Below are 12,287 nucleotides of genomic sequence, written 5' to 3' on the forward strand. Positions count from 1 at the left end.
TATGAGCCAGATCATCGCAGTACTGAATTTTGAAGAGGGGTATGTGGATACGCCCTATCTCGACACGCTGGGTTTTCCCACGGTGGCGGGTGGCATCCGCATCGGGCCAAAGGGGGCATCGCTGAGTAATTACACCTTCCGCGTGCCGCGGCGCGTCGGTGATGTCTGGAAGCAGTGCATTCTTGAAAACAAAGTTCAGGAGATGCAGAGCAGAGACCTGCTGCGCACTGCGCTGACGAAGTGCAACGACGCCCGCACCGATGTGTTGCTGAGCATGACCTATCAGCTGGGCGTCGAGGGCGTCCTGCAGTTCAAAAACATGCTCACCGCCATCGCCGCTGAACAGTTTAGTGATGCGGCTGACGCGATGATGAATAGCCTCTGGGCGCGTCAGACGCCGGGCCGCGCCCGTCGTCATGCGGAGATGATGCGCACCGGAACCTATGCGATTTACAGGGGGCTGCTATGAGATGGCTCATGTTTCTCGTCGCCGTGTTGACGGCCATCATCATTCTGCTGCTGCTGCAGCGTTTTACCACTCTGCAGTTTGTCTCTCATGCCCGCCTGCTCTTCAAAACCTGGTCTGTCTGGCTCGCGTCGCTGGGTTCCATGCTCAGCGCCTGGGCGCAGTCGTTTCCTTCTGCCGCCGTGGATGCCTGGAATGTGCTGCCGGAGGACGTGAAATCGATTCTGCCACACAACTACCTCGGCCTGGTGGGCGCGTTCATGGTGGCGATGGGGGTAATTGCCCAGTTTGTTCGACAGAAAAACCTGCTCAACGCGAAGGAGCAGGCGGAAGGAGCGAAACCATGACTCTGATTACCACCTTACTGGGCGGCAGCTGGCACTGGCTGGCCGCATTGGCTGGCGTCCTTGCGGCGCTGGGTGCCACTTATTTTGGCGGCAAGAAAATCGGCAAAGTGCAGCAAAAAGCGCGTTCTGACGTCGATAACGCGCAACAGGAGGCCTCCCGCGTTAGCGCGGTGGCGCAACAGCAACAACACAACCGCGAGGAGGCTACCCGTGTGGCGACCGACAACCATAGCCTTGATGACGCTGCTGCTCGCGACAAGCTGCAGCAGTCGAAATACAACAAACCCTGAGCCGGTCGCGATTACCGACTCTGCCTGCGTACTTTTTTCCCCTCTTTATACCTACGGCGATGACGCGAAAAAAATGGACGTTCGTACGGTGCGCGCCATCAACACCCACAACGACATGTGGGACTCCCTTTGCGGCCATCCGGCTGCGGCTAAGTAGTGCGCTGATTTCAGCGCGATATCTCTGTGATCCTGAGGAGGATTCTATGATTGAAGTTAACTCTTTTGCTGAGCTGCGTACCACTGTCCCACCAAAATCAGGTGAGGTCGCAATCCTTAAACGCTATTACGACAAAGATTCCGGCTTCCGTGGCGGCGCTAACTTTGTCGGTTTCCTCAGCACCACCACGCTGAAGGATGATGGTGGTACGGTGGCGGTGGGCAACGGTTTCTACTGGAAGCGCACTATCAACGATCCGGCTGAAGTGAATGTCCTGCACTTTGGCGCGAAAGGGGATGGCGTGACTGATGACACCGATGCCTTTAAGCGGATGCTGGCATGGACGCAGACCTACAACACCTATGCGAAAGCGATGCCGGTGCGTTTTCCGGGTGGCCGCTTCCTGATTTCACCCATCGATCTCACCGATACGGAGTTGCCGTTTTTTGGTATCGCAGGGGATGATATCGAGCTCGGATCGTCACCGCGCACCACCATTGTCTCTGACAAAAGCGCTAATCCGGTGTTTAAGGTTATGGCGCGCAAAATCGTCATTAAAGGTATCTGCTGGCACGGGCAGGCCAACGCCGGGACGGTCGACACCACTCTCAAAGTCACCGTCACGCCTGAACAGTGCAGCAACGTTCAGCCGTTCTTCGAAAATACGATTGTCGGCGGTCAGATCGTCAATATCTTCTGCTTCAAGGCGCAAAGCACCGGCGGAACCGTCTTTAAGCTGCAGGATACGCTCGACAGTAAATTCGATCAGATCTACAGCTCCAGTACCTATTCGCGCGTGTTTGATGTTGGCTGGTCAAATACACCGAAGGGGAACTGGGACCACTCAACTGCGATTGAGCTGTGTAATGCCAACTTCCAGTCGGGCTATGGGGACGCCACGCTCTATATGCCACGCGTCACACAGGGGGTCATGCGCAACGTCTGGATTGAGCACACTACTAACCCGGGTGATCTGTCGGACGGTGGATGGAACATTGAAACGCTCAACATTGAAGATTGCGCGACGCCGCTCAATCTCAACAATGCCCGCGTGGTGATGCGTCATATCAACCTGCAGGCGGGGGCGAAAATCACCAATGACGTGGCCGGAAACAAATGGTTATCGACCTTTGAATATGGCTATCGTCGGGATGAGAACTACGGCACATTCATGACCGGTTCGCTGCGTGCTGGCTATTACAGCGGCTATAAAGTGGTGAATAACACCGCGACCGATAACTGGTATCGGCTGGGGCAGCTCTATTTCCCGGCGCCTAACCAGCAATGGGTGATGGAGCTGATCGGGAAAGCGGATGCCACCACGCCGTCCGGCACCGCCGGTTCACCGGTCAATATGCCGGCCACCGGTAAAACCCTGATCAACCTGCAGCGACTGGAGACGGTCTGGGCCGATGCGTACCACATGGGACAGCCTTCCGTGCTGGACATTCGTTATGGTCGGGTAGGGACCACCTATGCCGTCATCTGGGTCAAGCTGAAAGCCAACAGCGGCGAGACCATGTTCAACCTGAAGACCACCGGTCCGACCCGCTTCGATACCGGTTCCTGTTCGCTGTTCCAGGCTGATATGTCAGTGGTTGCGGACATCACTAATATCAGCAACCTCAAACCCGCAGCACGTTTCGGCATGCATAATGGACTGGCGGGTATCGGTGCCAATGAAAAAGGGGTGGTGACGCTCGCGACCGCTGCGGGTACACCGACCAACAAGACCGCTCCGACCGGTTTTGTGCTGATCAATATCAACGGCGTGGACCGCAAGGTTCCTTACTACGATTGATGATCGGCATGTTTTGGGCGAGGCTTCGGCCTCGCCCTTTTTTGATCGGAAGTTATCTCCGCTTCTCTCTATGCTGTAAGCAAGCCGTGGGGCATGGTTAAGCCAGACTGCTTCCCTGATACAGCCTTGTTCTTTCATCCTCTTCAGGAGGCTTATTGCGATTAATTTGAATTAGGAGTTGCGTCACTGTGAGAAGTGTGGCCTAATGAATCGTCGGTTTGATTAACAGACACTATCAAAGTAAGTAACCAAAGCAGTTCTCATCTCTAAGTTTGTCGCGAGACATCCCTTCTTTTTGAGTCTTCTCTTACGTTCTGATTAAAATCTGTTCTCAGGCCATTATGCCGGAAGGCTCGATATATTAAGGATTTAAGCATGTCTAACAAAATTCGCGGTACCGTTAAATGGTTTAACGCAGAGAAAGGCTTCGGTTTCATTTCTCCTGCAGACGGCAGCAAAGATGTATTCGTACATTTCTCTGCAATCCAGGGCACCGATTTCCGTTCATTAGATGAAGGTCAGCAAGTTGAATTCACAGTAGAAAATGGCGCCAAAGGCCCAGCTGCTGCGAACGTTGTTGGTCTCTAAGGACTGAAAATTACTTTTAAATGTCCTCACTGTAATGGCTCACAGTTTCGTACATCACATTTTGATGTTACAAGAGCCAACCCGCATGGAGCGAAATGCATTTTCTGCAAATCTGCTGTGATTCAGGTGAATCTGGCAAGGATTGCAATTCAGAGCCAGCCTCGCGCTCTCTGATTAAGGCTAGTGAGCTTTATAGCGTTGTTGCATTTACAGTAATGAAAGGTCGCCTCTGGCGGCCTTTTTTGTTTCTGCGTTTTCCAACCTCCAACTCCCTCACTCATCCTGTCTGTTTACCTCTATTCACCTGTATGACTCCCACTGTGAGCGTCCTGTAATCAATTCACTGTCTGGCAGCAGGCAAAAAAAAGCCCGCCGAAGCGGGCCGTTGAAGAAGATTAGCGAAGAACCGGTTGTAATGAGAGCTTGCCGGTATTAAACACACTCATCGCCTGTGCCATACGCTCTGCCTGATCCTGCAGAGCCTGAGAGGCGGCTGATGCTTCCTGAACCAACGCGGCGTTCTGCTGTGTGACGGCTTCCATCTGAGTAATCGCCTGATTGATTTCATTGATGCCGCTGCTCTGTTCGCTGCTGGCAATGGTGATTTCGCTCATGATGTTCGCCACGCTCTGCACGCTGTTCACCACTTCACCGATCGTTGAACCAGCATGTGTCACCAGCTTGCTGCCTTCATCAACTTTAGCGACGGAATCTTCAATCAGAACCTTAATCTCTTTGGCCGCTGACGCTGAGCGCTGCGCCAGATTACGCACTTCGCTCGCCACAACCGCGAAGCCTCGACCCTGTTCACCTGCACGGGCCGCTTCAACGGCGGCGTTAAGAGACAGAATATTGGTCTGGAAGGCGATAGAGTCGATAACGCTGATGATGTCGACAATTTTGCGAGAGGAAAGGGCGATCGCTTCCATCTTCTCAATAACCTTCTCCATCACCACGCCACCTTCACGCGCTACGCTGGTGGTGGTTGAAACCAGGTGATTCGCTTCACGGGCGTTATCGGCGTTGTGTTTCACGGTCGACGTCATCTGCTCCATGGCAGAGGCGGTCTCTTCCAGTGAACTCGCCTGCTGTTCAGTGCGGGTTGAGAGATCAAGGTTACCGCTGGAGATCTGATTTGACGCCACCGCGATGGTATCGGAGCCGGTTCGCACTTCGGTGACAATCGACAGCAGGTTGTCGTTCATCCTCTGCAGCGCCTGCATCAGGACGCCGGTTTCATCGCGTGAGGTCACCTGTATCTGGGTACTCAGATCGCCTGCGGCAACGCGTTCAGCAACATCCACCGCTGCAACCAGCGGACGGACAATAGAACGGGTCAGGAAGTAGCCCAGCATGATAGCGGCCAGAATCGCCAGGGCGGAGAAAATCAGCGTGATGGAGATGGCAGACTGACCATTTTCCACAATACCCTGACCTTCAGTGCGCAGCTGTGCGTCCTGAGAATTGGCAAAATCCACGGCATCCTGCAAAAATTTATTCTGGGTAGCGGTCATCGATTTCAGCACATAGGAGCTGGCAGCATCAAAGTTACCCGCTTTGATCAGGGTAATCAGTTCGGCCTTCACCTTTTCAAATGCCTGAGATGATTCCAGCAGACCGGCGATCTTTTTCTTACCTATCGCCGTAACCTGAATGTCTTCGATCTTTTTCAGTGCGCGGTTAGTGCGTTGCGTGGCTTCATCCAGCTGACCATAACGCTTCACATTCATTTCCGGACGATTTGTGTCGATCACCATGCCGCGCAGGTATTTGATCTGATCGTTGACGCCATCGCGCACATCAAATGCCAGTCGTACTTTCACATAGCGATCGTCAACGATCGATGAGATCGCCGTATTAATACTGTTAATTCTGGTAATGGATGTCACGCCAATCACTATCAGTAACGTCACAATAATACCGAAGGCTGCTGCGAGCCGCATTCCGACCTTCATATTCCTGATACTGACCATGTTTTCTTCCCCGTATTATTATTAATCAATTTGTTAGCAACGTTAACGTTCCCTGCTGTTGTGCGCACTGCCTTGCAGATGTCTGTAGTCTCAGCCGCAGACAAAAAGGTGATCTCGCGCATACAGTTATCGGAGCACGCAGTTGTACCTTTAATAATTTTTAAGTAATAACGCTGCGTGAATAAATAATCAGTGAAAAGCATCAGAAAGGATTAACAAATGAACGGAGGCGAAATTCAGGCCAAAAAAAGGGCTGTCAGCAGTGATGCTGACAGCCCGATCCAGACAAACATGAATGGATTCAGAAAACTAAGAAGTAGAGGCCTACCCAGAACGCAACGCTTAAACTGACGGCGCTAATCCAGGCCAGCTGACGTAAACGGCCACGCAATACCTTTTGAGGAGAAGGAGTAGCCGGTGCAGGCGTAACAGGTAAAATTTCAATGTGCATAGTCAGTTCCTGGTCAGGTCAGCGATTCCGCTGTCTAAAAAGTAAAAGCGCGGCGGGCATTCTTAGCGGCCCGCATTCGCTTAGCGGGCAGTATCGAGGACGTTGAAAATCACGTCTGAAAGCTCATTCAACTCAAACTTCGCCACATAGCCGTCGGCACCCACTTTGCGCACGTGGTCTTCGTTGGCGCTGCCAGAAAGTGAGGAGTGAATCACGACCGGCAGCGTTTTCAGAATCGGGTCACGCTTGATGTTGCGGGTCAGCGTAAAGCCATCCATCTCGGGCATCTCAAGATCGGTCAGTACCAGGGCAATTCTGTCGTGAATCGACTCGCCTGAAGCCTGCACTTCCTGGCTTATCAGCTTAATTTTTTCCCAGGCATCAAGGCCGGTATTAAACATCAGCGCCGGAATGCCCATGCTCTTCAGGCCCTGCTCCAGCAGCTGACGCGCGACTTTAGAATCTTCTGCCACAATCGCTACCGCACCCGGGCGATAGTTGAAGTCGCGCGGTTTGGCCGCTTCAGGCTCGACGCCGCGTGACGACGGGATGATGTCATACAGGATTTGTTCAACGTCCAGCACCATCGCCAGCTCGCTGCTCTGCTTGTCAGTGTCCAGGCAGGCGATGCTGGTAATGTTGCGGCCGCCGATACCGGCTTCGGCGGTATGGACCTGGCTCCAGTCGAGGCGCACGATGTTGTCCACGGATTCCACGGCAAACGCCTGGGTGTTACGGGCATACTCGGTGACCAGCAGCAGGTTAAGACCGGTTTCCGGTACACAACCCACTACGGCAGGCAGGTCGATAACCGGAATGAACTGACCACGAATACTGGCCATCCCCAGCAGCGGCGAATTCATACCTGCAGCTTTAGTGATGGTCTGCATCGGCACAATTTCACGCAGCTTGAAGACGTTAATGCCAAACAGTTCAGACTTGCCTTTCAGCTGATCGGAACCTAAGCGAAACAGCAGCAGCTCAAACTTGTTCGATAATGCGAGGTTCGCTCTCTCATCGATCTCTTTCTGAAAATTATCCATGGTTGCCTCTGCATTAACGCAGCTGGTGAAATAGGGTGTGAACAGGTTATCGGCAGCAAGTGGAAAAAGGTGAGAAGAGAAGGGTGAAATAAAACGGACGCCAATTATTGTGCCAGGCTTAACCCTGAAGGTTCAACATGGACACCTTTCCAATAAAGGAGTGTGAAATGAAAAAAGTGATTTTAGCGTCGTTGCTGGTGATGATGAGTGCGGGTGTGTCTGCTGAAGAGGGCGGATACAAAGCAGGTGATACGCCACCGCCACAGCACAAGCAGGATGCGGGCTATAAAGGCTCAGAAGATACCGGTCAGACGCATATTGATCAGATCCGCGATTTCCGTCAGGGCGGGTATGTGACGCTGGAAGGTTACATCGTGAAGAAAGAGCAGGGCGAGCGCTATCAGTTCCGCGACAACACCGGTACGTTACCGATCATCGCACCGAAGAAGACCTTTGATGGTAAAACCTACACCGCAGAAGACAAAGTACGCGTCAGCGGTAAGGTACAGGGCAAAGGGGATAAAACCATTCTGCATGTGACTCAAATCGAAGAGCCATAAGAAACCGGGCGAGGTTTTGACCTCGCCCGTTTTTATTTAGTCTTTCAGCAGAATCGCCCGGCAGGTTTTGCCTTTGATTTTGCCCTGCTTGAGTTTTACCAGTGCCGCTTTGGCGTGGTTCGCTTCAATCGCCACGTAGGCATGGGTCGGTGTCAGGACAATTTTGCCGATCTGATCCGCGCGATAACCCGCTTCACCCGTCAGCGCACCCAGAATATCTCCCGGACGTATCTTGGCTTTACGGCCACCATCAATGCACAGCGTCATCATGGCGGCTGGCAGCGGCTTGCTGCTGCCTTTTTTCAGCGTGCTGGCAGAGACCCACGGCAGCTTCTGTTGCAGGAAGTCTTCCAGAGCATGGGCGCGCGCCATCTCATCGGCAGCGACCAGGCTGACGGCAACGCCATGTTCACCAGCGCGAGCGGTACGACCGATGCGGTGCAGGTGAATTTCAGGATCCCAGGCGAGCTGGTAGTTGACCACCATCGCCAGCGATTTGATGTCGAGTCCGCGTGCGGCGACATCGGTGGCGACCAGCACGCGACCGCTGCCGTTTGCGAAGCGGATGAGTACGCGTTCGCGATCGCGCTGCTCCAGGTCGCCATGCAGTGGCAGGGCGCTGATATCACGTGCGTTAAGCGCTGCGGCGACATCATCACATTCACGTTTGGTATTGCAGAAGACTACGCAGGATGAAGGCTGACGATCGCCGAGCAGTGCGATGAGCAGACCCAGCTTTTCATTGTGGCTGGCTTCAAAGAACTGCTGATCGATTGAAGGCAGTTCGCTGACATCTTCAGTCACGACGCTCAGTGCATCGCGCTGGAATCGGGTGCTGATGGCGGTAATGCCGTCGGGCCAGGTAGCAGAAAAGAGTAGCGTCTGGCGTGAGGCGGGCGTCGCTTCAATGATCGTTTCCATATCATTAAGAAAGCCCATCTCCAGCATCCGATCCGCTTCATCCAGTACCAGCGTCTTGAGCTGATCCAGCTTGAGGTTCTCGCGGCTGATGTGATCGAGGATACGACCCGGCGTGCCGACCACGATGTGCGGTGGATGCACCAGCGAATCACGCTGGGCGCTCATCGGCTGTCCGCCACACAGGGTGAGGACTTTGATGTTGCGGGTGAAGCGCGCCAGCTGGCGCAGCACGTTACCCACCTGATCCGCCAGTTCACGGGTCGGACAGAGGATCAATGCCTGCGTCTGAAAGCGGGTGCTGTCGATATGGTGCAGTAAACCAATACCAAAGGCAGCCGTTTTACCGCTGCCGGTTTTCGCCTGCGCGCGCACGTCGCGTCCCTGCAGAATGGCGGGCAGCGTAGCGGCCTGCACGGGCGTCATGCTGGTGTAGCCCATCTCGCGCAGGTTATCGAGCTGGCTGTCGGGAAGCGAATTGAGGGTAGAAAAAGCGGTCACGGGCGCGGCCTCTGAGGCTGAAAGTGTAGGGCATTATTGCGGGGCAAGTCTGGCAGAAAGCACGCCTGACAGCAACGGGAACCTCGATGGTTAGCAGTATGAAACTATATCCACCAGAAGGCTTAGGAATAGACTGAAGTTTGCGGGTGAAAGGTGGTTTTTTTTTATCGTTTAGCTGGCTGTAATGGTTTTTATATCATAGGGATAACTTATCAAGGCCATTCATTATTTTATAAGTCGCCGTTTTTAAATATTAATTTCATTGTTAATCAGATGATTCCTTAATAATCACTCCAGTAATAGAATTAATCATTAAAAAATATCACTCTCCGTGCCGATAAAAATCGTGAGCTAATTGCTTTATATTTAGCGCGCCATATTCCTGGTACAACGACCGGTAGAGGGTATTTGCATTGAGTAATCGCATCCAGGGACCACATGAAAATGTGCTTAAAATAGTAGGCCGCGCCGTACTGACACTGCATATTCACGGAGAGAGCTTATCTGCTGATAAGATCGCTTCGATGATTGCGTGTTATGCGGAAGATGAGCCCTGTGATCAGGAAGATCGTCGCTTATACGCGCTGGCAATGGAACTAATGTCGAACGATAAATGGGCCAAAAGCGCATAACACGCACTCCGCTCAGGTAAATGCAGAGCCTCCCTTGTGGAGGCTCTGTTGTTTTTGGGGGCCGGGGGCTCGCGGCCAATTGAGTATGGCGCTGTGGAACGGGCGGTGGCTTCCATCGCTTCACGTCAGGTGGTCGTCTGTGAACCCCTATGCGGTTTTGCTGTGTCAGGCCGTGGCCAGCGCAAAGACCGGTTTACCGCGCGAGAAGGTCGCGACGACGGGCGAGATTCGCGCCACGGCCTCGGCGGAGCAGCTCGCCGCGACCAGCATCATGCTCGCTTCATCGCCCTGCGCGGGCCACTGGCGTTCACCCTGGGCAGAGAGCGGCAGCCGATCGTTTGTGGCGATCGCCAGCGCCCGCGACAGCGAGAACTCATCCGAGCCGCGATAGAGCTGCGCATAGAGATTCGCTTTTTCCAGCATGCTGCCGGTGCCAAACGGGGACCAGTGATCGATGACGCTGTCGGTGCCGGTCATCACCTTTATGCCTGCGGCCTGCAATTGCGGAATCGGCATGATGAGCTTACCGATCGGCAGCGTGGAGGCGACGCTGAACTGCTGCTCCGCCAGCCCTTCGATCATCTTATCCAGCGCACTGCCGCTCAGGGTCGCCAGTGCGAAACCGTGGCTGAGGGTGACTTTGCCTTTCAGCACCGGATTCTCCGCTACGGTGTCGATCATATACTGAATCGCCGCCACGCCAGCCGGTGAGGTCTCATGCAGATGTATATCCACGCCGCGCTGGTAGTCGAGCGCAATCCGGAACATCGCATCCAGCGACTTCTCCATCGCGCCATCGACATTAGTGGGATCGAGTCCGCCGACATACTCAACGCCGTGCTGCATCGCCTCACGCATCAGCCCATCGACCTGCGAGTGCAGCAGACCGTGCTGCGGGAAAGCGACAATCTGGCAGGGAAAGTCCGGATGACGGGCTAGTGCTGCCTGCAGATGTTCCAGGCTCTTCAGGCCGCTGACCGGATCGATGTTGCAATGGCTACGGGCGCGGGTGGTGCCTTTGGCGCGCAGCAGGGCGATCAATCCTTCGGCGCGCGCCTGGGAGTGCGGCAGCAGTTGCGGAATCAGCACCTGTTCGCGCGCAATCATATCCATGATGGTTTTGCCCTGACGCGGACGCGGCGCCTGCCACGGGCCACCGTAGAAGGTTTTATCGAGGTGGATGTGCATATCCTGAGTGGCGGGCAGCAGCAGGGCATCCTGCGCATCCCACGACGGCAGCGATCTGTCGCCCTGGCCTGCGGGTGTCAGCTGGTCAATTTTGCCGTCGCGCACGCTGATGTCGTAAAGACCGGTCCGGGTTGCGACGATTTCGTCATCCTCACGGATAAAGCCCTCCTCCAGCCGCACATTGCGCAGCAGGTAGTGATCCTGCTGTGGCAGGGCAGCGGACGGGTCGGGGTTGAGGGCGGTCAGAGATGAGGATGTGGCGGCACTGGCCTGACCGAGACCGGCGGCCAGCAGGCCGCCAGCGGCGGTCCAGCGAACGCTTTGTCCAAGGAAATCACGGCGACTCGGCGAAAGGGAAATAGGCATCAGAGGCTCCTGCAAAATGAACAAGCTCTTAATCTGACAAACGCGGGTTCAGCCTGCTGCGTTATTTTCCACTGACGACTATTCGATATCTCACTGCCAGCGCAGCTGACCAAACGCCGCCAGTGCCGCCGCCAGTTCACGCTGCAAGGGATCCTGCGGATGACGGCAGAATAGCGCCAGTTCAAAGGTATCAATCACTGGCAGCCCCTGTTCCGGACCCAGTACCCGATGCTGCGGCAGGCGGCAGCTGGCGGGCAGTAACGTGAGTCCCAGCCCCTGAGCACTGGCGGCGGCCAGCGCGACCAGGCTGGCGCTGCTGTAGCTGATGCGCCAGCTTCGGCCCAGCGCGTCGAGCGTCTGACAGACCTCATCGCGATAAAGTCCCTGCTGAGGAAACAGCACCAGCGGCACCGGCGTCTGCTCAAAGCAGGGCCACTCTGCGCTGTCGAGCCACAGCAGCGGTTCAGGACGTGATGCCAGCGGGCGCTCGCCAGCGGGCTGTTTAATCAGCATGATATCCAGCTCTTCACGCTGCCAGGCGCGACGCAGTTCCACCTGCATGCCGCTCATCACATCCAGCCGCAGCTGGGGATGGTCGCGACTGAAGTGTGCCAGCAGACCGGCGGTGGGCGCGGCGAAGTCTTCCGGCACGCCGAGACGCAGCACGCCGTCGCGCCACTGGTCACTCAGGACATCATGCGCTTCGCCATTCAGGGCGATAATCCGCCGGGCGTAACCTAAAAGTTTTTCGCCCTCTTCGGTGATTTGCACCTGATGGGAGGAGCGAACCAGCAGTTCTTTGCCTAACATCTCCTCCAGTCGCCGCACCTGCTGGCTGACGGTAGACTGCGAAAGATGCACCCGGTCGGCGGCGCGGGTAAAGCTGGCGGTTTCGCATACCGCCACAAAGCTGAGCAGCTGTTGAGGGGTGAACATCGGCTGACGATTCATTTTTCCACTACCTGGCAGAGTAATATTTCATTTCCAGATAGTAGCGACTGCTGCC

General features: G+C 54.8%; 13 protein-coding genes. 7 read left to right on the plus strand and 6 right to left on the minus strand.

Going from position 1 to position 12,287, the window contains the following annotated elements; translation table 11 throughout:
* The first annotated feature begins 1 nt into the window (after nt 1).
* The 6 genes from ACN1CO_RS00275 to ACN1CO_RS00300 all read left to right on the plus strand — a co-directional run bounded on the left by ACN1CO_RS00275 (nt 2) and on the right by ACN1CO_RS00300 (nt 3,823).
* Nucleotides 2-469 carry a glycoside hydrolase family protein gene (locus tag ACN1CO_RS00275; RefSeq protein ID WP_419136798.1) on the plus strand — a complete coding sequence of 156 codons (468 nt, stop codon included), beginning with the start codon at nt 2-4 and terminating at the stop codon, nt 467-469.
* The gene (locus ACN1CO_RS00280; protein WP_031590367.1) at nt 466-813 is read left to right on the plus strand and encodes a hypothetical protein; all 348 of its coding nucleotides are present in this window, start codon (nt 466-468) and stop codon (nt 811-813) included. Before ACN1CO_RS00275 ends, ACN1CO_RS00280 begins: the two co-directional genes overlap by 4 nt.
* The gene (locus tag ACN1CO_RS00285) at nt 810-1,103 is read left to right on the plus strand and encodes a hypothetical protein (RefSeq protein WP_419136800.1); all 294 of its coding nucleotides are present in this window, start codon (nt 810-812) and stop codon (nt 1,101-1,103) included. Before ACN1CO_RS00280 ends, ACN1CO_RS00285 begins: the two co-directional genes overlap by 4 nt.
* Nucleotides 1,104-1,306: 203 nt before the next feature.
* Complete coding sequence (locus ACN1CO_RS00290; protein ID WP_419136802.1) at nt 1,307-3,061, plus strand: glycosyl hydrolase family 28-related protein; 1,755 nt, start codon at nt 1,307-1,309, stop codon at nt 3,059-3,061.
* A gap of 375 nt (nt 3,062-3,436) precedes the next feature.
* A complete protein-coding gene (gene cspA, locus ACN1CO_RS00295; RefSeq protein ID WP_003854408.1) occupies nt 3,437-3,649 on the plus strand; it encodes an RNA chaperone/antiterminator CspA in 213 nt (70 codons plus the stop codon).
* A gap of 3 nt (nt 3,650-3,652) precedes the next feature.
* Nucleotides 3,653-3,823: a cold-shock protein gene (locus ACN1CO_RS00300; RefSeq protein WP_136197472.1), complete on the plus strand. Its 171-nt coding sequence runs from the start codon at nt 3,653-3,655 to the stop codon at nt 3,821-3,823.
* 221 nt (nt 3,824-4,044) lie between these two features.
* On the opposite strand, the gene ACN1CO_RS00305 is transcribed toward ACN1CO_RS00300, so the two are convergent.
* From ACN1CO_RS00305 to ACN1CO_RS00315, 3 genes are all read right to left on the minus strand, one after another.
* Nucleotides 4,045-5,622: a methyl-accepting chemotaxis protein gene (locus ACN1CO_RS00305; protein ID WP_419136805.1), complete on the minus strand. Its 1,578-nt coding sequence runs from the start codon at nt 5,620-5,622 to the stop codon at nt 4,045-4,047.
* A 301-nt stretch (nt 5,623-5,923) separates the two neighbouring features.
* On the minus strand, nt 5,924-6,073 hold the full coding sequence (locus ACN1CO_RS00310; protein WP_419136807.1) for a hypothetical protein: 150 nt from the start codon (nt 6,071-6,073) through the stop codon (nt 5,924-5,926).
* Between the two features lie 80 nt (nt 6,074-6,153).
* A complete protein-coding gene (locus tag ACN1CO_RS00315; protein ID WP_419136809.1) occupies nt 6,154-7,116 on the minus strand; it encodes a chemotaxis protein in 963 nt (320 codons plus the stop codon).
* A gap of 167 nt (nt 7,117-7,283) precedes the next feature.
* Here ACN1CO_RS00315 and ACN1CO_RS00320 point away from each other — a divergent pair, with 167 nt between their 5' ends.
* Nucleotides 7,284-7,676 carry a YgiW/YdeI family stress tolerance OB fold protein gene (locus ACN1CO_RS00320; RefSeq protein ID WP_090963372.1) on the plus strand — a complete coding sequence of 131 codons (393 nt, stop codon included), beginning with the start codon at nt 7,284-7,286 and terminating at the stop codon, nt 7,674-7,676.
* A 36-nt stretch (nt 7,677-7,712) separates the two neighbouring features.
* Here ACN1CO_RS00320 and dbpA read toward each other — a convergent pair whose 3' ends face one another.
* From dbpA to ACN1CO_RS00335, 3 genes are all read right to left on the minus strand, one after another.
* Nucleotides 7,713-9,095 (minus strand): ATP-dependent RNA helicase DbpA, encoded by a 1,383-nt coding sequence (gene dbpA, locus ACN1CO_RS00325; protein WP_419136811.1) that lies wholly within the window; start codon nt 9,093-9,095, stop codon nt 7,713-7,715.
* 797 nt (nt 9,096-9,892) lie between these two features.
* Nucleotides 9,893-11,281, minus strand: a complete 1,389-nt coding sequence (locus ACN1CO_RS00330) for an amidohydrolase family protein (protein WP_419136813.1) — start codon at nt 11,279-11,281, stop codon at nt 9,893-9,895.
* A gap of 90 nt (nt 11,282-11,371) precedes the next feature.
* On the minus strand, nt 11,372-12,232 hold the full coding sequence (locus ACN1CO_RS00335) for a LysR family transcriptional regulator (protein ID WP_419136815.1): 861 nt from the start codon (nt 12,230-12,232) through the stop codon (nt 11,372-11,374).
* Between the last annotated feature and the right edge of the window lie 55 nt (nt 12,233-12,287).

The organism is Pantoea sp. R13S299 (assembly GCF_048515925.1).
Classification (GTDB): domain Bacteria; phylum Pseudomonadota; class Gammaproteobacteria; order Enterobacterales; family Enterobacteriaceae; genus Pantoea.